Origin of the sequence: Pseudomonas sessilinigenes, from assembly GCF_003850565.1 — a bacterium.
Lineage (GTDB): Bacteria > Pseudomonadota > Gammaproteobacteria > Pseudomonadales > Pseudomonadaceae > Aquipseudomonas > Aquipseudomonas sessilinigenes.
Genome location: NZ_CP027706.1, coordinates 1,648,495 through 1,671,214 on the forward strand (window position 1 = coordinate 1,648,495; position 22,720 = coordinate 1,671,214).

The window sequence follows — 22,720 nt, forward strand, 5'->3', positions numbered from 1 at the left end:
GCTTGGGCGCAGGCCCGGATCGGCGGCGGTCCCGGATTAAGACAGGAGCGCCGCCGGGAGTTCCTCAGCCCAGGCCCAGAATGTTCAGGACAAAGGCATATTCGAGGGCTACGTCACGTAATCCCTGATAGCGCCCGCTCATGCCGCCGTGGCCGGCGCCCAGTTCGGTCTTGAGCAACAGCAGGTTGTCGTCGGTCTTGGTCGCCCGCAGCCTGGCCACCCACTTGGCGGCTTCCCAGTACTGCACGCGGCTGTCGTTGTAGCCGGCGATCACCAGCGTGGCCGGGTAGGCCTGGGCCTGCACGTTCTCGTAAGGGGCGTAAGCCTTGATGCGTGCATGCACCTGCGGCTCCTCGGGGTTGCCCCATTCGTCGTACTCGGTGACGGTCAATGGCAGTTCCGGGTCGAGCATGGTGTTGAGCACATCGACGAACGGCACTTCGGCGATGGCCACCTGGAACAGCTCGGGGCGCTGGTTGAGCACCGCGCCGATCAGCAGGCCGCCAGCGCTGCCACCGCTGATGGCCAGTTGGCGGGAGGTGGTCAGGCCCTGGGCCACCAGGTGCTCGGCGCAGGCGATGAAGTCGCTGAAGGTGTTCTGCTTGTGCTCCTGCTTGCCGGCTCGGTACCAGGCTTCGCCCAGCTCGCCACCACCTCGCACATGGGCGATGGCGAAGGCCATGCCGCGATCGAGCAGGCTCAGGCGGGCATGGGAGAACCACGGGTCGAGGCTCTCGCCATAGGCACCGTAGCCATACAGGTACAGAGGCGTAGGACGACCCAGGTACTCGCGCTTGACCACCAGGCTGATGGGCACCCGGGTGCCATCGGTGGCGGTGGCCCACAGGCGCTGGCTGACATAGGCATCAGGGTCGAACTCGCCCAGCACCGGGGTCTGCTTGAGTACCTGCTGCTGGCCGTCGGCCAGTTGCAACTGGCGTACCTGGGCCGGGCGGTTCAAGGCTTCGTAGCGCAGGCGGATACGCTCGCTGGCGAACTCCAGGCTGTTTTGTACGTGCAGGCTGTAGGCGGCGTCTGGCAATTGCACGCGGTAGCTGGGCAGGCCTTGCGGGTGCACCTCGATGATTGGCAGGCCGCCTTCGCGCAGGCTCAGGGTCATGGCCCCGGCATTGAGGGTCACGCCATCGAGCATCACCTCGGGGTTATGCGCAACCAGCAGGCGCCAGTCGTCCTGGTCGGGAACACGACCGGTGTCCTGGGCCTGGTAGAGGGCGAAGTTGATGCCCTCGCGATTACTGCGGATGAACCAGGTCCAGCGGCCTTCGAGCTGGCCGTGGTCGACATCGTACTCATGGCCCTCGACCCGGGGCGCCAGGCAGGTGAATGGCTGGTGCGGCTGCTCGGCGTCCAGGGCCCAGCTTTCGCTGGTGGTCTTGCTGCCCAGGGACAACAGCAGGTGGCGTTCGGAGCTGGCGCGGTAGCAATGCAGGAAGAAGCGCCCGTCCGGTTCATGGAACACCTCTTCGGCCGCTGTGCCGTCCAGGCGATAGCGCAACAGCTTGTGTGGACGATGGGTCTCGTCCAGTTCGCCGAAGAACAGGGTCTGGCTGTCGTTGGCCCAGGTCATGCTGCCGTCGCACTGCTGGAACGGCAGTTCGCTGACCTTGTCGTTGGCCAGTTCCTTGACGAACAGGGTGTAGGTCTCCTCGCCGCTGGTGTCGAGGCTATAGGCCAGCCGCTGATGGTCGGGGCTGATGCTGAAGGCGCCCAGGGAGAAGAAACCGCCATTGGCCAGGACGTTCGGGTCCAGCAGCAGTTGTTCGCGGCTTTCGTCCACCGTCAGGCTGTCGTCCGCCGGGCGTGGGCAGCGGTAATGCCGGGCGTATTCGTCGCCGGCAGTGGTCCGGGTGTAATACAGATAGGGGCCCCAGGGCGAGGGCAGCGACAGGTCGGTCTCGAGGATTCGTCCCTTGATTTCCTGGAACAGGGCCTCGCGCAGGGGCGCCTGCTGGGCCAGTTGGCGTTCCTGGTAGCTGTTTTCCGCCTTCAGGTAATCGAGCACCGCGTCGGTGTCGCGCTCCTGCAGCCAGGCGTAGGGGTCAGCGCCGGCGGCCTTGTGGGCGATCGGGGCGCTGGTGTCATTGGCAGGTAAGGGCATGGGGGCTCTCGAACGATGACAAATGAGGGCTTGGCAGACGGCGGGGCAGCCTGACACGGGAAAAGTCGTTATCATAAGCGCCTCTTTGCCTGCCTTGCCACGGACACCATGACCGAGAACGACTATCTGATCGCTTGGGGCTGCTATGCCTTCGCCGCCTTGGGCTGCCTGCTGGTATGGATGCGCCTGACCCGCTGGATGTGGCGCTGGTTGCGCGAGCCGTTGCGCGTGCTGGTCGCCGTGTTGCTGTTCAGCCCGACCATCATCGACCCGGTCAAGGAAAAAATCGCTCCGGCCGTGGCCATCACCGCCCTGGACGTGGCCTTCAAGGTGGGTAACAACGCCTGGCGCGCGGTTTCCGATCTGTTCATGTACGGCATGATCGCCTTCGGCGTGTACCTGCTGTTCGTGCTGATCCGCTGGCCGATAGAGCGCTCGATGCGCGAGCGCCGCCAGCGCAGCGAAGCGGCGAAAGCCGCAGCCAAGGCGGCTGAAGCGGAAGATGACCAGCCTTTTGGCAGTGCCGGCAATGATCGTTACGGTCGCCCGCCTGCTGGCAGTGCTCCCCTGAACACGCGGGTCGAGCCGCGTTTGTAACGTTGTCCCCGGCACTGCAGCGAGAGTCCGAGCATGTGTGAATTGTTGGGCATGAGCGCCAATGTACCGACCGACATCGTCTTCAGCTTCACCGGGCTGATGCAGCGTGGCGGTCGTACCGGCCCCCATCGTGATGGTTGGGGCATTGCCTTCTACGAAGGCCGGGGCCTGCGCCTGTTCCAGGACCCTGCGGCCAGCAGCGAGTCGGAAGTGGCCAATCTGGTGCAGCGCTATCCGATCAAGAGCGAAGTGGTCATCGGCCATATCCGCCAGGCCAATGTCGGCAAGGTCTGCCTGGCCAATACCCATCCTTTTGTCCGTGAGCTGTGGGGCCGCAACTGGTGTTTTGCCCATAACGGCCAGTTGGCGGATTTCCAGCCCGAGACCCAGTTCTATCGCCCGGTGGGGGATACCGACAGCGAGGCGGCGTTCTGCGACTTGCTCAATCGGGTCCGCCAGGCATTTCCCGAGCCGATTGCGATCGAGCAAGTGCTGCCGATCCTGATCCAGGCCTGCAGCGAGTATCGCAGCAAGGGGGTGTTCAACGCCTTGCTCAGCGATGGCGACTGGCTGTTCTGCTACTGCTCCACCAAGCTGGCGCAGATCACCCGGCGCGCACCGTTCGGCCCGGCCCGCCTGAAGGATGTCGATGTGATCGTCGACTTCCAGGCAGAAACCACCCCGGACGACGTGGTCACGGTGATCGCCACCGAACCCTTGACCGAAAACGAAACCTGGACCCGCTACCAGCCGGGACAGTGGAGCCTGTGGCGGCGCGGAGAGTGCATCAGCCATGGCCAGACCGAATAAGGACACTCCTATGTTGCTCAGTTACCTGCGTCTGGTGTTGTTCGCGGCCGGCCTGTTGATCGGTGTGCAAGTGCCGGGCTTCATCAGCGACTACGCCAAGCGGGTCGAAGCCCACATGATCGAATCGCAGAACAGCCTGCAAGGGTTCCAGGCCACCGCGCAGCAGTTCTTCAAGGGCGACCTGAACGCCCTGGTGGCCCATTACCGGGCCAGCGACGATCCGGTGTTTCGCAGCGATGCCGACAGCCTGAGCGGCCTGCTCAGTCGCCAGCTCGCCCTGGACAAGCAGTACCAGGCGATGCAAGGCCCCTGGTACATCCGCATGCTGCAAGTCGCCCTGGCGGCCGACCCGGCGATCCGCAAGGAAACCTGGGATGGCTACAGCTACCAGATCCTGTTGACCCCGGAGGCGATGTCCTGGGCCATGGGCGGCGCCTTGCTGCTGTCCTTCGGCCTGGAATGCCTGTACCGGCTGATCGACTGGGTCGTGCTCGGCGGTCGTCGCCTGCGCCAGAGCCGGCCCATCGAAGAGCGCGATCTCAAGGGGCTCTGAGCCCTCTCTACAGGGACGGTGCCAGGAGCAGATGCTCCTGGCCGACCTTCTGGGCATAGCGTTGCACGACGCGCTGGCACAGCCCGACGATGTCCTCCACCAACTCCACTCCCACCCGCCACGACACCACCACCTGCAGGTTCGGTGGGCGCTGATCGATGTCCAACTGTGTCAGCTCGCCCCGGGCCAGTTCCTCGCGCACCAACACTGGCGGCAGCGCGCCGATCCCGAAGCCGTCGCGCAGCAGGCGGGTGATGGCCGAGACCGAGTTGACGCAACTGAGCCTGGGAGCCAGCACGCCGCTGGCTTGCATCAGGCTCATCACCTGCTGATGGGGCAGGGAATTCTTCGAGTAGGTGACGATTCGCTCCCGGGCCAGTTCGGCCAGGGAGTCGTAATGGCGGTTGTAGATCGAATCGCTGGCGGCGATCCAGCTGACCGGGTAGCTGGCCAGCTCCAGGCTGCGGATGCTTTCCCGGCGTAGCAGATCGGTCTGCAGCGCCAGGTCCAGAAAGCCCTTTTGCAGTTGCTCGCAAAGATTGAGCGAGGTATCGGCCACCAGCTCGATTTCCACCTGGGGATAGTGGTCCATCATCTGCGCCACCAGGGGGCTGAGCCAGGTGTGGATCACTGTGTCCATGACCCCGATCCGCAGCCGCCCGACCTTGCTCGAGGGCGCCTCTATCGACTGCTTCAATGCCTGTAGGGTGTCGAGCATCTGTTCGGCATGCTCCAGCACCTTCACCCCTTCCGGAGTCAGGCTCACGCCCCGCGAGTCGCGCAGGAACAGCTTGACCCCCAACTCACCCTCCAGCACCGCGATGCGGCTGGACACGGCTGCCTGGGTGGTGAAGAGCTTTTCCGCAGTCAGGCTGAAGTTCTTCAGCCGAGCGACCCAGATGAAGGTTTCGAGGAACTTGAGATTCATGGGATCAACTTTTCTTATGCCTTGGGACGGCTTTTATTAGTTGGACGGGTGCCAGGCCCGAGTCGAAGAATGCGCCGACCCACGATATGCGTCGTCGGGGCCCAGAACAACACCAATAACCCTGGAGATCGCCATGAGTGCGCCCGAGACACTGGCCGCCAAGGCCCCGCGCCGCGCCGGCCCGTTTGACTGGTATACAGACATCAACCAGCAGGAGCGCCGGGCGTTCTGGAGCTGCAAGATCGGCTATGGCCTGGACGGCATGGACACCCAGATGCTCAGCTTCGTGATCCCGACACTGATCGCCCTCTGGGGGATCACCTCGGCCGAGGCCGGCCTGATCCATACCAGCACCTTGCTCGCCTCGGCCCTGGGCGGCTGGATCGCCGGGATTCTCTCCGACCGCATTGGCCGGGTGCGCACGCTGCAACTCACGGTGCTGTGGTTCGCCTTCTTCACCTTTGTCTGCGGCCTGGCCCAGAACTATGAACAGCTTCTGGTGGCCCGGACCCTGATGGGGTTCGGCTTCGGTGGCGAATGGACCGCCGGTGCGGTGCTGATCGGTGAAGTGATCCGCGCCCAGAACCGTGGCAAGGCAGTGGGCATGGTGCAGTCCGGCTGGGCACTGGGCTGGGGGCTGACGGCGTTGCTCTATGCGCTGTTGTTTTCCCTGCTCCCGCCGGAAGACGCCTGGCGCGGCCTGTTCATCCTCGGCATCCTGCCGGCGATCTTCGTGATTTTCGTCCGGCGCCTGGTCAAGGACCCCGAGGTCTATCGGGAAACCCGGGCCAAGGAGGCGCCGAGCAATCCACCGCGCTTCTACGAGATCTTCGCCCCGGGGATCATCAGTACCACCCTGCGGGCCTCGCTCCTGGCCGCGGGTGCCCAGGGCGGCTACTACGCGATCACGTTCTGGCTGCCGACCTTCCTCAAGACCGAGCGCGGCCTGAGCGTGCTCAGCACCGGTGGCTACCTGGCCATGGTGATCGTCGGTTCCTACGTGGGGTATGTGATCAGTGCCTACCTGACCGATATCCTGGGGCGTAAGAAGAACTTCGTACTGTTCGCCGCCGGCTCCTTCACCATCATCCTGCTCTATACGCAGATGCCGGTCAGCAACGCCGTGATGCTCTGGCTGGGCTTTCCCCTGGGCTTCTTCGCCTCGGGTATCTTCAGTGGCATGGGGGCCTTCCTCACCGAGCTGTTCCCCACGCGCATCCGGGGTTCGGGGCAGGGCTTCTGCTACAACAGCGGCCGGGCAGTGGCGGCGCTGTTTCCACTGCTGATCGGCCTGCTCAGCCAACATGTCGCGTTGAGCGTGGCCATCGGCACCTTCGCCGCGGTTTCCTACGCCGTGGTGGTGCTGTCGGCCTTGAGCCTGCCGGAGACCCGGGGCAAGGAACTCGAGGCACGCTAACTGATAACCTGCAAGGCGCGGTATCGCTGCCTTGCAGCGCGAACCTATAACAACACAGGAGTGCCGACCATGAGCCGCCTGCTATTGAACTGCGACATTGGCGAAAGCTTTGGCAACTGGACCATGGGCCTGGATGCCGAGGTCATGCCCTTTATCAATTGCGCCAACATCGCTTGCGGTTTCCATGCCGGCGACCCGGGGATCATGCGCAAGACCGTGAGCCTGGCCCTGGCCAATGGCGTGCGTATCGGGGCCCACCCTGCCTATCAGGACCTGGCTGGCTTCGGTCGCCGCTCCATGAGCTATTCCCCACAAGAGATCCAGGACCTGCTGCACTACCAGGTCGGTGCCCTCGATGGCATCTGCCGGGCCCAGGGGACGCAGGTCAGCTACGTCAAGCCCCACGGCGCCCTGTACAACGACATGATGGCCAAGCCGAGCCAGTTGCGGGCGGTGATCCAGGCGGTCGCGGCCTACGACCGGCAACTGCCGCTGATGCTCATGGCCACTCGCGACAACAGTGCGGCCCAGGCCCTGGGGGACGAATATGGCGTGACCCTGTGGTTCGAGGCCTTCGCCGACCGGGCCTATGACAATGCCGGGCATCTGGTATCGCGCCAGGTACCCGGTTCGGTGCACCACGACCCCGAGATCATCGTCCGGCAAGCCCTGACCATCGCCCGAGGCGAACCCCTGGTCGCCAGCGATGGCAGCGCCTTGCTGCTACAGGCCAATACCCTGTGCGTGCATGGCGACAACGCCAGCTCGGTGGCAGCGGTACAGCGCATCCGTGAAGCCTTGAACCAGCAGTGCGGTCTATGAAACCAACGATTGAAGTGGTGGCCATCGATTGCCTGATGGTGCGTCTGTTCGAGAGCATCGCCGAAGACAACATGCCCTGGATGCTCTCCGCTGCCGAGCGTTTGCGCCAGGCTTTCGGCACCTGGTTGATCGACCTGGTGCCGTCCTACACCACGCTGATGCTGCATTACGACCTGCATGCCCTGGCCCCGTCCGAGGCACGAGCGTTGATCGATACGGCCCTGGCCGAGTTGACCCCGCTCGATGCCCGGGGTGGGCGCGAGCACGTGCTGCCGGTGTGGTATGACCCCAGCGTCGGGCCGGAGCTGGCGCTGTTGTCCCGGCGTAGCGGGTTGTCGGTGGCCGAGGTGATCGAATGCCATAGCCAGCGCGAGTACCAGGTGTTCGCCCTGGGGTTTGCCCCCGGATTCGCGTTCATGGGACTGGTGCAAGAGTTGCTGGCAGCGCCCCGGCTCGATACTCCACGCAAGCGCGTGGCAGCCGGTAGCGTTGGTATTGCCGAGCGCCAGACCGCCGCGTACCCGGTGGTCTCGCCCGGTGGCTGGAACCTGATCGGGCGGACACCGAGTCGTTTGTTCGATCGCCAGCGTGATGGCTATAGCCTGTTGCAGCCGGGGGACCGGGTGCGCTTTGCGCCGGTGGAGCATGCGGAGTTCATCCGCCTGGGAGGTGACGACCGGCCTCTGGAGGTGTCGGCATGAGCCGTTTGTCGATCGAGGCCAGCACCCCCTTGTGCCTATTGCAGGACGCGGGACGCTTTGGCGTGCGCCACTTGGGCGTGACCCAGGGCGGGGCGCTGGACTGGGTGTCGATGTCCTGGGCCAACTGGCTGCTGGGCAATGCCCTGGATGCCCCTGTGGTGGAAGTCACCCTGGGCGGCTTTACCCTGCTGGCCGAGGACTACTGCCTGCTGGCGCTGGCAGGAGCCGACCTGGGGGCTTATGTGGATGAACGCCCCTTGGCGCCGGGGCGCAGCTTCATCCTGCAAAAAGGCCAGCGGCTGCGCCTCACCCAGCCGGTCTCCGGGGCCCGGGCCTATCTGGCGGCACCGGGTGGTTTCGATGCGCCCAGGGTGCTGGGCAGTTGTGCCAGTGTGCTGCGTGAAGCCCTGGGCGGTCTCGATGGACTGGGCCGGTCCTTGAGCGAGGGCGATGTGCTGGGGTACTCGGGAACGGCGGGTGCGCTGCGTAGCCTGGCGGCGGTGCAGATGCCGGATTTGCAATCCGCTGCGCCGCTGGAGTTGATTCTTGGGGCCCAGGTGGGCCAGTTCAGTGGCTTGAGCCTGTTCGACGCCTTCAACAGCGACTGGGTCCTGGACAGCCGGGCCGATCGCATGGGCGCGCGATTGCTGGGGCCGAAATTGCAGTACCAGGGCCAGCCGATGATTTCCGAAGGCATTGCCCTGGGCGCGGTCCAGGTACCGCCGGATGGCCAGCCGATCGTACTGCTCAATGACCGGCAGACCATCGGTGGTTATCCACGCCTGGGGGCGCTGACGCCCTTGTCCCTGGCGCGGCTGGCGCAGTGCCTGCCGGGTAGCCAGGTGCGCCTGGCGCCGGTGGTGCAGGAGACAGCGCATCGGCAGCAGTTGGCGTTCTTGCGCCGCTTTGTGTAGTGGCTGATGGCTGTGGCGGCCGCTGCGCGCCCGTGTGCAGCCTGCGGCAGCGGCTCCACGAAACGGGTTATACCGTGTAGCCGCTGTCGAGCCGTGGCGAGGCTGCGAAAAGGCCCGCTGGGGCGGCTGTGCCGCCCCAGCAAGAGCGCCGCCTACTTGGACAGGAAGCGCATGCCTTCTTCCAGGCCGCGCAAGGTCAGCGGATACATCTGGTCCTCGATCAGCTCGCGGACGATGTTGGTGGACGCGGTATAGCCCCAGGTGTCCTTCGGGTAAGGGTTGATCCAGATGAGCTTCTTGTACTTCTCCATGAAGCGCTGCATCCACACATAACCGGCTTCTTCGTTCCAGTGCTCGACGCTGCCGCCGGCCTGGGTGATTTCATAGGGGGCCATGGCGGCGTCGCCGACGAAGATCACCTTGTAGTCGGCGCCGTACTTGTGCAGCAGGTCCTGGGTCGAAGTCCGCTCCGAACCGCGCCGCAGGTTGTTCTTCCACACCGATTCATAGATGAAGTTGTGGAAGTAGTAGTACTCCAGGTGCTTGAACTCGGTCTTGCAGGCCGAGAACAGTTCCTCGCAGATCTTCACGTGGGCATCCATGGAGCCGCCGATGTCGAACAGCAACAGCAGCTTGACGCTGTTGCGCCGTTCCGGACGCATCTGGATGTTCAGCAGGCCGGCATCCCGGGCGGTGTGGTCGATGGTGCCGTCGATATCCAGCTCCTCGGCCGCACCCTGGCGGGCGAACTTGCGCAGCCGGCGCAGGGCCACCTTGATGTTGCGGGTGCCCAGCTCCACCGAGTCGTCGAGGTTCTTGTACTCGCGCTGGTCCCAGACCTTGACCGCCTTGCCCTGGCGCTTGCCGGCGTCGCCGACGCGGATGCCTTCGGGGTTGAAGCCGCCGGAGCCGAAGGGGCTGGTGCCGCCGGTGCCGATCCACTTGTTGCCGCCGGCGTGGCGTTCCTTCTGTTCTTCCAGGCGCTTCTTGAACTCCTCGATCAGCTTGTCCAGGCCGCCCAGGGACTGGATCTGCGCCCGTTCCTCATCGCTGAGCGAACGCTCGAACTCCTTGCGCAGCCAATCCTCGGGGATCAGCGCCTGCAGGTGGTCGTCGAGCTTCTCCAGGCCGTTGAAGTAGGCGCCAAAGGCCCTGTCGAACTTGTCGAAGTGACGCTCGTCCTTCACCAGGACCGCCCGGGCCAGGTAATAGAACTCGTCCATGTCGGCGAAGGTCACGCGCTGCTTGAGGGCGTTGATCAGGTCCAGCAGCTCGCGCACCGACACCGGTACCTTGGCGGCGCGCATTTCATTGAACAGGTTGAGCAGCATGCCGATGCCCTCTTAACGACCGCCGCGACGGCTCATGAAAGCCAGGCGTTCGAGGAGTTGCACATCCTGCTCGTTCTTCACCAGGGCGCCGGCCAGCGGTGGGATGGCCTTGGTTGGATCGCGTTCGCGCAGCACGGCCTCGCCGATGTTGTCGGCCATCAGCAGCTTGAGCCAGTCCACCAGTTCCGAGGTCGAGGGCTTCTTCTTCAGGCCCGGCACCTTGCGCACGTCGAAGAACACATCCAGCGCCTCGCTGACCAGGTCCTTCTTGATGTCCGGGTAGTGCACGTCGACGATCTTCTGCAGGGTCGTGCGGTCAGGGAAGGCGATGTAGTGGAAGAAGCAGCGGCGCAGGAAGGCGTCCGGCAGTTCCTTCTCGTTGTTGGAGGTAATGATGATGATCGGCCGCTGCTTGGCCTTGATGGTCTGGTCGATCTCGTAGACGTAGAACTCCATCTTGTCGAGCTCTTGCAGCAGGTCGTTGGGGAACTCGATATCGGCCTTGTCGATCTCGTCGATCAGCAGGATCACCCGCTCCTCGGATTCGAAGGCCTCCCACAGCTTGCCCTTCTTCAGGTAGTTGCGGATGTCGTGGACCTTGTCCACACCCAGCTGCGAATCGCGCAGGCGGCTCACCGCATCGTATTCATAGAGCCCCTGGTGGGCCTTGGTGGTGGACTTGATGTGCCAGGTGATCAGCTTGGCACCGAAGGACTCGGCCAACTGCTCGGCGAGCATGGTCTTGCCGGTGCCGGGTTCGCCCTTGACCAGCAGCGGACGCTCCAGGGTGATGGCGGCGTTGACTGCCAGCTTCAGGTCATCGGTGGCGACGTATGCGCTGGTGCCTTCGAACTTCATCTGCAATTCCTCGAACGGTGACGGCGAGCTGCCCGGGGCAGGTCGGTTGAATAGGGGGTGATGGCGCGACTATAACGCGGCGCCTGCTCGAGTGTGAACGCAGACGCTCCATTCAGTCTCTGAATGGAGCGTCACGGGGTGACTCAGTCAGTCGACGGCTTGGGCTGTTCGTAGCGGGCATTGAAAGCCTGGATGAAACCGTTGCGCAAAATCTGCAAAAAACGCCTGAAATGTGCTGGCATCTTGCTGGTGTACGTTGCCGCTGAGCTCGACCCGGGTGGCGAACTGGTTCTTGCGCTGGTTCTTCAGCAGGGTTTCCCCGGCGCCCACCAGGGCTTCCCAGACCGAGCGGAACACATTCTTGTCGCGGTTCTCGACGTCCTGTTGCCAGTCGAAGACTTCCACGTCCCGCAGCAGCGGCTTGATGTAGCCGTGCAGTTGGCCCTTCTCGGCCTGGGCCTCGATCACCAGGTCGCCGTGCCCGGCCTTGAAATCGAACTTGCCGTAGGCCGAGGCGAAGTCGTTGAAACGCCTGAGCTCGATATCCCGGGCTCGCAGGCGGAACTCGAAGTCCTCGAAGTTGCTCAGGGGGTCGAAGGTGGCGCTGGTTTCCAGGGGCGCCTGGCCCAGCAGCAGGGCCTTGCCCTCGAAGCGGGCGTCGCGTTTGCCCTGGGTGTCGACCACGTTGGTCAGGTTGTAGAAGCTGGCATTGACCTGGGTTGCGCCCAGGTTCACCGGTGGATGGGAGCCGAAGTTGCGAAAGTGCAGGGTGCCGTCATCGATCCGCACTTCATCCAGGGTGATGGGCAGCAGCTTGCCCAGTTGCGCCCGCCAGTCGGTGCCGGCACCGGTCTGCGAAGACTGGCTGTCGCCGCCATCGACGAAGTTCACCTGGGGCTGGGCGAACTGCACCCGCGCCACCACCGCGTGGTCGTACCACAGCGCATGCCAGCTCACCGCCAGGTCGATCAACGGCGCCTTGACGAAAGGCACCGGCACCTTGCCGCTGACCTTGACGATCTCCAGGCCGTTGATGCGGTAGGCACCGCGCCACAGGGCCAGGTCGACATCGTTGACCCGGCCACGGTAGTCGCCCATGTCCGCGAGCTTGTCGTTCAGGTAGTCACGTACCAGGTAGGGCAGGGCGATGTGCAGGCCGGCCAGCAGCACGACCAGGCCCGCGAGGGTCCACAGGGGCCAACGATAGCGACGTTTCATGGGTGGCAGCCTCCAGTCCTATAAAGGCATTGACTGCCCAGGCTCCAGGTCGTTCGGCGCGACTGGACGCTCAAGGATGCCAGGCATACCCTTGGGGACTTCTTCACTGCTGCATAAGGACCCAGCCATGAGCCGAATTTTTGCTGACAATGCCCATTCCATCGGTAACACGCCCTTGGTGCAGATCAACCGCATCGCCCCGCGTGGGGTGACCATCCTGGCCAAGATCGAAGGGCGCAACCCGGGCTACTCGGTGAAATGCCGCATCGGCGCCAACATGATCTGGGACGCCGAAAGCACGGGCCGGCTCAAGCCGGGCATGACCATCGTCGAACCCACCTCGGGCAACACCGGGATCGGCCTGGCCTTCGTGGCCGCGGCCCGTGGCTACAAGCTGATGCTGACCATGCCGGCTTCCATGAGTATCGAGCGACGCAAGGTGCTCAAGGCCCTGGGGGCAGAGCTGGTGCTCACCGAGCCGGCCAAGGGCATGAAGGGCGCTATCGACAAGGCGGCGGAAATCGTTGCCAGCGACCCGGGCAAGTACTTCATGCCGCAGCAGTTCGATAATCCGGCCAACCCGGCGATCCATGAAAAGACCACCGGCCCGGAGATCTGGAACGACACCGATGGCGCGGTGGATGTGCTGGTGGCCGGCGTCGGCACTGGTGGCACCATCAGCGGCGTATCGCGCTACATCAAGAAGACCCAGGGCAAGCCGATCCTTGCGGTGGCGGTGGAGCCCGCCACCTCGCCAGTGATCAGCCAGAAGCTCGCCGGGCAAGAGATCAAGCCCAGCCCGCACAAGATCCAGGGCATTGGCGCCGGTTTCGTGCCCAAGAACCTGGACCTGGAAATGGTGGACCGGGTGGAGCTGGTGACCGACGAGGAATCCAAGGCCATGGCCCTGCGCCTGATGCAGGAGGAGGGCATTCTCTGCGGTATTTCCTGCGGGGCAGCGATGGCCGTGGCGGTACGCCTGGCGGAAACCCCGGAAATGCAAGGCAAGACCATCGTGGTGATCCTGCCGGACTCCGGCGAGCGCTACCTTTCCAGCATGCTGTTCAGCGACCTGTTCACCGAGCAGGAGAACCAGCAGTAGGCAACCTGTGCCGATTGCCCTCCGGGTCGAACTGGTGGGCCATTGGCTGACCCACATCAGCCGTTCCCTACGCGACTTATGCTACTTAACGCCTTTGTTGCACGACCGTTAATGCTGAATGTTCGGTCGTGCGGGTTTTTCCGGGGTTCAGGAGTGTTTATCATGACCGGCTGCCAGGTCGGGTGATCGCTCCCCCCACCGGTGCCTATTTCCAAGGAGTTGTTGCATGAGCTTTTCCTTTGCCGCCAAGTTCGCGGTGTTGTCGCTGTTCATCGGCAGCATCCTTTTCGTGCATCTGCGCGGTAAGGCGCGCCTGCCGGTACTGCGCCAGTTCGTCAACCATTCGGCGTTGTTCGCTCCCTACAACACCCTGATGTACCTGTTCTCGGGCGTGCCTTCCAAGCCTTACCTGGATCGCAGCAAGTTTCCTGAGCTGGATGTGCTGCGTGACAACTGGGAAACCATCCGTGACGAGGCCATGCACCTGTTCGACGAGGGCTACATCCGCGCCGCCGAGAAGAACAACGACGCCGGTTTCGGCTCGTTCTTCAAGAAGGGCTGGAAGCGCTTCTACCTCAAGTGGTACGACAAGCCACTGCCTTCGGCCGCTGCCCTGTGCCCCAAGACCGTGGAGCTGGTGAGTGCCATCCCCAACGTCAAGGGCGCGATGTTCGCGCTGTTGCCCGGCGGCAGCCACCTGAACCCGCACCGCGATCCCTTCGCCGGTTCGCTGCGCTATCACCTGGGCCTGTCGACGCCCAACTCCGATGCCTGCCGGATCTTCGTCGACGGCGAGGAGTACGCCTGGCGCGACGGTGAGGACGTGATGTTCGACGAGACCTACGTGCACTGGGTGAAGAACGAAACCGAGACCACCCGGGTGATCCTGTTCTGCGACATCGAGCGTCCGCTGAGCAGCGGCCTGATGACCCGCATCAACCGTTGGGTCAGTGCCCAGCTGGGGCGTGCCACTGCACCGCAGAACCTCGACGACGAGCGGGTCGGCGGCATCAACCAGGCCTATGCCTGGAGCAAGCGTTTCAGCGACAGCTTCAGCGGCGTGGTCAAGCAGTGGAAGCGCCGCAATCCCAAGCTGTACCGCATCCTGCGCCCGGTCCTGGCGGTGGTGGTGCTGGTTATCCTGTGGAAATGGCTGTTCGGATAAATCTTGCAATGAATATCGAGCGCTGGTTATATTCGGCGCTCGATGAGTCAAGCGACTCATTCTGTCCTTCTTCGAGAACCTTCGGCACATGGCCTTATCCCTCATCAACGCGGTAGTGGTTTCAGCGGTCAACGCTGGCGTCGTGCCGTGCGGGAATCAGCAGCCTGTGCAGATCGGTCAGAACCCCCCACCTGTCAGTAGCACGCCGGTGTACGCAGTCGTATCACCGCCGGGCGTTGGCTTCTCGGGCTGATCAGCAACCGCTGCTGTTCCCTGCGCCCGCCTGAAACAAACACTACTGAACTTCAGCTCCGGCTGAATTGGCTTCTTGCCTGACTACAGGTGGTTTCATGTTGCTCATTTCGAAAAAGTCCGCTTTTGCGGCTGCCTCCACGAGTCTGTTCGTCCTGCTCTGGAGCAGTGGCGCGATCTTCTCCAAATGGGGGTTGGCCCATGCCTCGCCCTTTGCCTTCTTGCTGGTGCGCTTCGCCATTGCCCTGGCCGGCCTGATGCTGCTGGTGCCGCTGCTCAAGCTGCGGTGGCCCAAGGGGCGACGGGCCATGGGGTTCGCCGTGGCCACGGGCCTGGTGTTGCTGGGTGCCTACCAGATCTTCTATATCCTGGCCCTGGACCTGAAGGTCACCCCCGGGGTGATGGCTACCATCATGGGGGTGCAGCCGATCCTCACCGTGGTGTTGATGGAGCGTCAGCGCTCCTGGAGCCGCCTGTTCGGCCTGGGCCTGGGGCTCGCCGGCCTGATCATGGTGGTGTACCAGGGCATCGGCCTGGCAGGCATCTCGATCTCCGGCATGCTCTGCGGCCTGCTGGCCCTGGTGAGCATGACCGCCGGTTCGATCATGCAGAAACGCATCACCGATAACCCGCTGGGAACCTTGCCGGTGCAATACCTGGCCGGTTTGCTGTTGTGCGGATTGTTCGCGCCGTTCCAGCCGCTGCATTTCGAGTACAGCGCCGGGTTCGTGATCCCGGTGTTGTGGATGGGACTGGTGGTGTCGGTGCTGGCGACCTTGTTGCTGTACCGCCTGATCGCCCAGGGCAACCTGGTGAATGTCACCAGCCTGTTCTACCTGGTACCGGCGGTGACCGCCCTGATGGACTACCTGATCTTCGGTAATCGCCTGGCCCTGCTGAGCCTGTTCGGCATGGGCCTGATCATCGTCGGGCTGGTGTTCGTGTTCCGCAAGAACGCCTGATGGAATACACCGGCCGGGTGCAATGCCCGGCCGGTGGCTGTTTTTCCTGCAACTATCTGCTGCTCAGGCCGCGGCCTTCGCCGCCGGCCTGAGGACCAGCCACAAGGCCGCGGCGATCAGTACCCCGCCATACAGATGGCCCATGGACAGGGGCTCGTCCAGCAGCAGGGCTCCCCACAGTACGCCGAACGGCGGGATCATGAAGGTCACGGTCATGGAGCGTACCGGGCCGATGGAACTCAGCAGGCGGAAGTACAAGACATAGGCGAAGGCCGTGCAGCCCAACCCCAGGCCCAGCAACGACACCCAGACACTCAAGCCGCCCCAACTGGCCGGTGGCTGGCTGAGTGCGCTGTAGGCGAACAATGGCAACAGGAACAGCGTGGCACCCAGCATGCTGCCCAGGGCCGAGAGACGACTGTCCAGGCCCCCGGCCTGGTCCAGCCAACGCCGGGCGAGGAACCCGGCGAAGCCGTAGCAGGTGGTGGCCAGCAGGCAGGAGAGAGCGCCGAGCAGCAGTTCATGGTCGAAGGCCACTGGGCCGGCACGGCTCAGGATGCCGACGCCGAGCAGTCCCAGGAACACGCCGGCGAGCTTGCTCGGGGTCAGGCGTTCATGAAAGAACAGGCCGCCGATCAGCACTCCCATCAGCGGTGTGGTGGCGTTGAAGATCGCCGAGTAGCCGGCAGGCAGCACCAGGGCCGCCACCGAATACAGGGTGGCGGGCAACCCCGAGTTGATCACCCCCAGCAACAGGACCGTCTTGAGCTTGCCGTGGAAGTTCCAGCTCACCCGCATCAGCGCCAGCATGGCCAGCAAGCCGACGGCGGCGATCGATACCCGGAAGAAGGCCGTGGGCACGCTGCCCAGCACCGGGGCGATGATGCGCATGAACAGAAAGCTCGCGCCCCAGATGGCGGCTAGCGACAACAGGCGCAACAGATCGACAAGTCTCACGAAAGGTTCCTTGGGTGGCAGGGCGGGAATCTTGCCGAGCCTGGATAAGCATGGCAAACCTTATTGGTGCATGGGCCTGGCCTAGCCTGCACTCCGATTGTTGCGTTCGATTGTGGTGGCGGATTTTCCGGGGCCGATCGCTGGCGGCCGATGCTGGGCGAGGCGACCGTCGGGTCACAAAAATACGCTTCTCCTCGGGCCATTTCAGTCGCTAAGCTCAGGCAACGAAAATTCCCGTAGAGGTCTCCTTATGCCGCAGCCATGGCCCGCCATCGATATCGCTCGAATCATCCTGAGTGGCTTCGACGACTACCGCGACCACTTTCGTCGGATCGCCGATGGCGCCCGGCATCGTTTCGAGCAGGCGCAGTGGCAGGAGGCGCAGAAAGCCTCGACGGCGCGGATCAATCTCTACGAGGAGAAGGTCGGGGAAACCGTGGCCCGGCTGCACCACGGGTTCAACGACGAGGCATTGATGGATGTCGGCCAGTGGCCCCTGGTAAAAAGCGCCTACATCAGCCTGATCGACCTGCGCCTGGACGATGAGCTGTCCGAGACCTGGTACAACTCGATCTTCTGCGGGCTGTTCAGCCATGACCTGATCAGCGATGGCTGCATGTTCATCCACACCACCCGGCCCAGCCTGCGTCGAGCCCGTGCCGCCCAGACCCGCAGCTACACTCCGCGGGGCGAGCTGTCGACGATGCTCGAGCGGATCTTCAACGATTACCGCTTCAGCGAGGACTATGCCGACCTGGCCGGGGACCTGCTGCGCCTGGAGGCGCAGTTGCGCGAGAACCTGCCCGACTGGGTGTGCAAGGACCCGGAATTGACGGTGGAGTTGTTTTCCTCGGTGCTCTATCGCAACAAGGGCGCCTACCTGGTGGGGCGCATCTTTACCCACGAAGAGCAGTGGCCGCTGGTGATCCCGTTGTTGCACCGCGAAGGCCGGGGCATCCAGATCGACGCCCTGATCACCGACGAGGCCGATGTCTCGATCATTTTCTCCTTCACCCGCTCCTATTTCATGGTGGATGTGTCGGTACCGGCGGAGTTCATCGGCTTCCTCAAGCGTATCCTGCCGGGCAAGCACATCGCCGAGTTGTATACCTCCATCGGGTTCTACAAGCACGGCAAGTCGGAGTTCTACCGGGCGCTGATCAACCACCTGGCCAATACCGACGACCGCTTCATCATGGCCCCCGGCGTGCGTGGCATGGTGATGAGCGTGTTCACCCTGCCGGGCTTCAACACCGTGTTCAAGATCATCAAGGACCGCTTCTCGCCGTCGAAGAACGTCGATCGGGCCACGGTGATCGAAAAGTACCGGTTGGTGAAGAGCGTCGACCGGGTAGGGCGCATGGCCGATACCCAGGAGTTCGCCGACTTCCGCTTCCCCCTGGCCAAGTTCGATCCGGCCTGTCTCGAGGAGCTGCTGGAGGTGGCGCCGTCCACCGTGGTGGTGGAGGGCGATACGGTGCTGATTCGCCACTGCTGGACCGAACGCCGCATGACGCCCCTGAACCTGTATCTGGAACACGCCAATGAGGCCCAGGTGCGCGAGGCGCTGGAAGACTACGGCCTGGCCATCAAGCAACTGGCGGCGGCCAACATCTTCCCCGGTGACATGCTGCTGAAGAACTTCGGCGTCACCCGCCATGGCCGGGTGGTGTTCTACGACTACGATGAAATCAGCTTCCTCACCGAGGTTAACTTTCGGCACATTCCTGCACCGCGTACCCCGGAGGACGAGATGGCGTCCGAGCCCTGGTACTCCATCGGTCCCCACGATGTCTTCCCCGAGGAGTTCCCGCCGTTCCTGTTCGCCGACTCAGGCCAGCGCAAGCTGTTCGACCAGCTCCACGGCGAGCTGTACAACGCCGACTACTGGAAGAGCCTGCAGGACGCCATTCGCGCCGGTAAGGTGATCGATGTGTTCCCTTATCGACGCAAAGGCCGGGAAGACGAATAGCGGCAGTGCTGGGGGCCAGTCATAAGCTGCAAGCTAAAAGCGCCAAGCTGCGTTAACCTTGCGGCTTTTCGCTTGAAGCTAGTCGCCGTTTCCTATGACTGACCAATCGCCCGCTATCGACCAACTGCTGAAAAACCTCGATCAAGCCATGCTCGCCGACCGCCACCGGTTGCGTCGCCAGCTGCTCGAACTGCGCAAGAAGCCCGACGAGGCCAAGCTTGCCCAGTGGCTGGAGCGGATGCAGGCTTCCTGCAACCTGGTGACGGCGCGGCGCAACAGCGTGCCCACTATCCGCTATGACGACAGCCTGCCCATCGCCGCCAAGCGCGATGAAATCAAAGACGCGCTGCTCAAGCACCAGGTGCTGATCATCGCCGGCGAGACCGGTTCGGGCAAAACCACCCAGTTGCCCAAGATCTGCCTGGAGATCGGCCGCGGCCAGCATGGCCTGATCGGCCACACCCAGCCCCGGCGGATTGCCGCCCGCAGCGTGGCCAGTCGGGTTGCCGAAGAGTTGGCTACGCCATTGGGGGCGTTGGTGGGCTATCAGGTGCGTTTCGAGGACCAGAGTGACTCCAGCACCCTGGTCAAGCTGATGACCGACGGCATCCTGCTGGCGGAAACCCAGAACGATCGCTTCCTGGAACGCTACGACACGATCATCGTCGACGAGGCCCACGAGCGCAGCCTGAACATCGACTTCCTCCTGGGCTACCTCAAGACCCTGCTGCCTCGGCGCCCGGACCTCAAGGTGATCATCACCTCGGCGACCATCGACCTGGAGCGCTTTTCCAAGCACTTCGACGATGCCCCCATCGTCGAGGTCTCCGGCCGCACCTTCCCGGTGGAAACCTGGTACCGGCCCCTGACCCTGGAGCAGGACGAGGAGGGCAACCGGGTCGAGGATGACCTCACGGTGGACCAGGCGATCCTCGCCACCCTGGATGAAATCGCCGCCCATGAACGCAGCGAGCGCCGTAGCCCCGGCGACGTACTGGTGTTCCTGCCGGGCGAGCGGGAAATCCGCGATGCCGCGGAAATGCTGCGCAAGGCCCAGCTCAAGCACACCGAGATCCTGCCGTTGTACGCGCGGCTGTCGCCGGCCGAACAGCAGCGCATCTTCCAGTCCCATCCGGGGCGGCGGGTGGTGTTGGCGACCAACGTCGCCGAGACCTCGCTGACGGTGCCGGGCATTCGCTACGTGATCGACAGCGGCACCGCGCGCATCAGCCGCTACAGCTACCGGGCCAAGGTCCAGCGCCTGCCCATCGAGGCCGTTTCCCAGGCCAGCGCCAACCAGCGCAAGGGCCGTTGCGGTCGGGTCGAGCCGGGCATTTGCGTGCGCCTGTACAGCGAAGAGGATTTCCTCGGCCGGCCGGAGTTCACCGATCCGGAGATCCTGCGGACCAACCTGGCGGCGGTGATCCTGCAGATGCTCCACCTGCGCCTGGGTGAAATCACCGCGTTCCCCTTCATCGAGCCGCCGGACGGCAAGGCCATCAGCGACGGCTTCAACCTACTGCAAGAGCTCTCGGCGGTGGATCGCAACAGCCAGCTGACCCCCCTGGGCCGGCAGCTGGCGCGCTTGCCGGTGGACCCGCGCATGGGCCGCATGTTGCTGGAAGCGGCTCGCCTGGGCAGCCTCCAGGAAGTGCTGATCGTCGCCAGTGCGATGTCGATCCAGGACCCGCGCGAGCGTCCGCCGGAGCGCCAGCAGGCCGCGGACCAGGCCCATGCCCAATGGAAGGATGCCGACTCGGACTTCGCCGCGCTGGTCAACCTGTGGCGTGGATTCGAGGAGCAGCGCCAGGCCCTGACGGCCAGCCCGCTGCGCAACTGGTGCCGCAAGAATTTTCTCAACTACCTGCGCCTGCGCGAGTGGCGCGACTCCCATCGCCAACTGAGCCTGATCTGTCGCGACCTGCAACTGAGCCAGAACAAGGAGCCGGCGGACTACCCGAAACTGCACAAGGCAGTGTTGGTGGGCCTGCTGAGCCAGATCGGCCAGAAGACCGAGGACGGCGACTACCTCGGTGCTCGCCAGCGACGCTTCTGGGTCCACCCATCCTCGGGGTTGGGCAAGAAGCGCCCGCAGTGGCTGATGACCGCCGAATTGGTGGAGACCACCAAGCTGTATGCGCGCATGGTGGCCAAGATCGAGCCGGACTGGATCGAGCCCCTGGCCGGACATCTGGTGAAGAAGAACCACTTCGAACCCCATTGGGAAAAGAAGCGCGGCCAAGTGGTGGCCTACGAACAGATCACCCTGTTCGGCCTGATCGTGGTCGGCCGCCGGCCAGTGCACTACGGCCCGGTGGACCCGGTGGTATCCCGCGAGCTGTTCATCCGCGAGGCCCTGGTGCGTGGCGAGATCCAGTCCAAGGCCAAGTGCCTGACGGCCAATACCCAGTTGCTGGAGCAGCTCGATGCCCTGGAGGCCAAGGCTCGGCGCCGGGACATCCTGGCGGACGAGGAAACCCTGTTCGCGTTCTATGACGCACGCTTGCCGGAACAGATCCACCAGACCGCCACTTTCGACAGCTGGTACCGGGTCAACAGCCAGAAAGACCCGCAACTGTTGATCATGCGCGAGGAAGACGTGCTGGCCCGCGAGGCCAGCGAGGTCACGGCCAAGCAGTATCCGGACACCCTGCATATCGGTGATCTGGAGTTGGCCCTGAGCTATCACTTCGAGCCCAACCATCCCCGTGATGGCGTGACCTTGCGGGTGCCGGCACCGCTGCTGCCGGCGCTGCCCGTCGAGCGCCTGGAATGGCTGGTGCCGGGCCTGATCGAGGCCAAGTGCATCGCCCTGGTGCGCAACCTGCCCAAGGCCCTGCGCAAGAACTTCGTGCCGGTGCCGGACTTCGTCAAGGCGGCCTTGCAACGCATGGCGTTTGCGGAAGGCTCCTTGCCCCAGGCCCTGGGGCGCGAGCTGCTGCGCATGACCGGCGCGCGGGTCAGCGACGAGGCCTGGAGCGAAGCCGAGCAGCAGGTGGAAAGCCACTTGCGGATGAACCTGGAAATCGTCGATGCCCAGGGCAAGTTCCTCGGCGAAGGCCGTGACCTGGCGGAACTGACGGCGCGCTTCGCCGAGGCCAGCCAGGCAGCCCTGGCAGTACCGCAGACCGCCAAGAACCAGCAGCCGGTGCAAGCCAAGGTGTTCGCCGAGGTGGCGCAGAAGACCCAGCAGAAGATCGCCGGGCTGTCGATGACGGTCTATCCGGCGCTGGTGGAGGAAGCCGGGACGGTCAAGGAAGGGCGCTTCTCCACCGCCGCCGAGGCCGAGTTCCAGCATCGCCGGGCCTTGCAGCGCCTGCTGTTGCAGCAGTTGGCCGAACCGGCCAAGTTCCTGCGTGGCAAGTTGCCGGGGCTGACCGAGCTGGGCCTGCTGTACCGCGAGTTGGGTCGGATCGAGGCCCTGGTGGAGGACATCCTCCTGGCCAGCCTCGACAGTTGCATTCTCGACGGCGAGGCCAGCCTGCCTCGGGATGGCGCCGGCCTGGCCTCCCTGGCCGAGCGCAAGCGTGGTGCCTGGACCGAGCACGCCGAGCGCCTGGCGCGCCTGACGCTGGAGATCCTCAAGCTCTGGCACGGCCTGCAGAAACGCTTCAAGGGCAAGATCGACCTGGCCCAGGCCGTGGCCCTCAACGACATCAAGGCCCAGCTTGGCAACCTGGTGTATCCGGGCTTCGTTCGTGAAACCCCGGCCCTGTGGTTCAAGGAACTGCCGCGTTACCTCAAGGCGGTGGAGTTGCGTTTCGACAAGCTGGGCAGCCAGGTGCAGAAGGATCGGGTGTGGAGCACCGAGCTCGCCGGGCTCTGGGCCCAGTACCAGGCCCGGGCGCAGAAGCACGGCCAGGAAGGCAAGCGTGATCCGCAGTTGGAGCTGTATCGCTGGTGGCTGGAGGAGTACCGGGTGTCGCTGTTCGCCCAGCAACTGGGGACCAAGGCGCCGATCTCCGATAAACGCCTGAACAAGCAGTGGAGCCAGGTGGAGGCCTGATCCATGCCGGCCCGGCTCCCAGGAGCCGGGTTCCGT

17 protein-coding genes and 1 pseudogene are annotated in these 22,720 nt (G+C 64.0%); 12 read left to right on the forward strand and 6 right to left on the reverse strand.

The window, feature by feature from the left end; translation table 11 throughout:
* Positions 1-64: 64 nt before the first annotated feature.
* Positions 65-2,119 carry a S9 family peptidase gene (locus C4K39_RS07775; protein ID WP_124346045.1) on the reverse strand — a complete coding sequence of 685 codons (2,055 nt, stop codon included), beginning with the start codon at positions 2,117-2,119 and terminating at the stop codon, positions 65-67.
* A gap of 108 nt (positions 2,120-2,227) precedes the next feature.
* Here C4K39_RS07775 and C4K39_RS07780 point away from each other — a divergent pair, with 108 nt between their 5' ends.
* The 3 genes from C4K39_RS07780 to C4K39_RS07790 are packed head-to-tail and all read left to right on the forward strand — an operon-like array spanning position 2,228 to position 4,079.
* The gene (locus tag C4K39_RS07780; RefSeq protein WP_068586083.1) at positions 2,228-2,716 is read left to right on the forward strand and encodes an MFS transporter; all 489 of its coding nucleotides are present in this window, start codon (positions 2,228-2,230) and stop codon (positions 2,714-2,716) included.
* Positions 2,717-2,749: 33 nt separating this feature from the next.
* A complete protein-coding gene (locus C4K39_RS07785; protein ID WP_124346046.1) occupies positions 2,750-3,526 on the forward strand; it encodes a class II glutamine amidotransferase in 777 nt (258 codons plus the stop codon).
* A 10-nt stretch (positions 3,527-3,536) separates the two neighbouring features.
* Positions 3,537-4,079 carry a DUF2937 family protein gene (locus tag C4K39_RS07790; protein WP_068586075.1) on the forward strand — a complete coding sequence of 181 codons (543 nt, stop codon included), beginning with the start codon at positions 3,537-3,539 and terminating at the stop codon, positions 4,077-4,079.
* Positions 4,080-4,086: 7 nt separating this feature from the next.
* Here C4K39_RS07790 and C4K39_RS07795 read toward each other — a convergent pair whose 3' ends face one another.
* Positions 4,087-5,007: a LysR family transcriptional regulator gene (locus C4K39_RS07795; protein ID WP_068586072.1), complete on the reverse strand. Its 921-nt coding sequence runs from the start codon at positions 5,005-5,007 to the stop codon at positions 4,087-4,089.
* Between the two features lie 133 nt (positions 5,008-5,140).
* Here C4K39_RS07795 and C4K39_RS07800 point away from each other — a divergent pair, with 133 nt between their 5' ends.
* From C4K39_RS07800 to C4K39_RS07815, 4 genes are all read left to right on the forward strand, one after another.
* The gene (locus tag C4K39_RS07800) at positions 5,141-6,424 is read left to right on the forward strand and encodes an MFS transporter (RefSeq protein ID WP_124346047.1); all 1,284 of its coding nucleotides are present in this window, start codon (positions 5,141-5,143) and stop codon (positions 6,422-6,424) included.
* A gap of 69 nt (positions 6,425-6,493) precedes the next feature.
* Positions 6,494-7,246, forward strand: a complete 753-nt coding sequence (locus C4K39_RS07805) for a 5-oxoprolinase subunit PxpA (protein ID WP_124346048.1) — start codon at positions 6,494-6,496, stop codon at positions 7,244-7,246.
* Positions 7,243-7,947, forward strand: a complete 705-nt coding sequence (gene pxpB, locus C4K39_RS07810) for a 5-oxoprolinase subunit PxpB (RefSeq protein ID WP_068586063.1) — start codon at positions 7,243-7,245, stop codon at positions 7,945-7,947. Before C4K39_RS07805 ends, pxpB begins: the two co-directional genes overlap by 4 nt.
* Positions 7,944-8,861, forward strand: coding sequence for a 5-oxoprolinase subunit C family protein (locus tag C4K39_RS07815; RefSeq protein WP_068586060.1), 918 nt, complete (start codon positions 7,944-7,946; stop codon positions 8,859-8,861). Before pxpB ends, C4K39_RS07815 begins: the two co-directional genes overlap by 4 nt.
* Before the next feature lie 152 nt (positions 8,862-9,013).
* Here C4K39_RS07815 and C4K39_RS07820 read toward each other — a convergent pair whose 3' ends face one another.
* The 3 genes and pseudogenes from C4K39_RS07820 to C4K39_RS07830 all read right to left on the reverse strand — a co-directional run bounded on the left by C4K39_RS07820 (position 9,014) and on the right by C4K39_RS07830 (position 12,268).
* Positions 9,014-10,192: a vWA domain-containing protein gene (locus C4K39_RS07820; protein ID WP_124346049.1), complete on the reverse strand. Its 1,179-nt coding sequence runs from the start codon at positions 10,190-10,192 to the stop codon at positions 9,014-9,016.
* Positions 10,193-10,204: 12 nt separating this feature from the next.
* The gene (locus C4K39_RS07825; RefSeq protein WP_022642923.1) at positions 10,205-11,050 is read right to left on the reverse strand and encodes an AAA family ATPase; all 846 of its coding nucleotides are present in this window, start codon (positions 11,048-11,050) and stop codon (positions 10,205-10,207) included.
* Between the two features lie 143 nt (positions 11,051-11,193).
* A pseudogene (locus C4K39_RS07830) lies at positions 11,194-12,268 on the reverse strand (DUF748 domain-containing protein).
* 127 nt (positions 12,269-12,395) lie between these two features.
* On the opposite strand from C4K39_RS07830, the gene cysK reads away from it, so the two are divergent.
* The 3 genes from cysK to C4K39_RS07845 all read left to right on the forward strand — a co-directional run bounded on the left by cysK (position 12,396) and on the right by C4K39_RS07845 (position 15,749).
* Entirely contained in the window at positions 12,396-13,370 is a 975-nt protein-coding gene (gene cysK, locus C4K39_RS07835; protein WP_068586047.1) for a cysteine synthase A, read from the forward strand.
* Positions 13,371-13,596: 226 nt separating this feature from the next.
* On the forward strand, positions 13,597-14,535 hold the full coding sequence (locus tag C4K39_RS07840; RefSeq protein WP_068586044.1) for an aspartyl/asparaginyl beta-hydroxylase domain-containing protein: 939 nt from the start codon (positions 13,597-13,599) through the stop codon (positions 14,533-14,535).
* 350 nt (positions 14,536-14,885) lie between these two features.
* Positions 14,886-15,749 (forward strand): DMT family transporter, encoded by an 864-nt coding sequence (locus C4K39_RS07845; RefSeq protein ID WP_124346050.1) that lies wholly within the window; start codon positions 14,886-14,888, stop codon positions 15,747-15,749.
* Positions 15,750-15,812: 63 nt separating this feature from the next.
* Here C4K39_RS07845 and C4K39_RS07850 read toward each other — a convergent pair whose 3' ends face one another.
* Positions 15,813-16,706, reverse strand: a complete 894-nt coding sequence (locus C4K39_RS07850; protein WP_124346051.1) for a DMT family transporter — start codon at positions 16,704-16,706, stop codon at positions 15,813-15,815.
* Between the two features lie 250 nt (positions 16,707-16,956).
* Between C4K39_RS07850 and aceK the strand changes: the two genes are divergently transcribed.
* Both aceK and hrpA read left to right on the forward strand, forming a co-directional pair.
* Positions 16,957-18,678: a bifunctional isocitrate dehydrogenase kinase/phosphatase gene (gene aceK, locus C4K39_RS07855; protein ID WP_068586035.1), complete on the forward strand. Its 1,722-nt coding sequence runs from the start codon at positions 16,957-16,959 to the stop codon at positions 18,676-18,678.
* 94 nt (positions 18,679-18,772) lie between these two features.
* Positions 18,773-22,684, forward strand: coding sequence for an ATP-dependent RNA helicase HrpA (gene hrpA / locus C4K39_RS07860; RefSeq protein WP_124346052.1), 3,912 nt, complete (start codon positions 18,773-18,775; stop codon positions 22,682-22,684).
* Positions 22,685-22,720 lie beyond the last annotated feature (36 nt).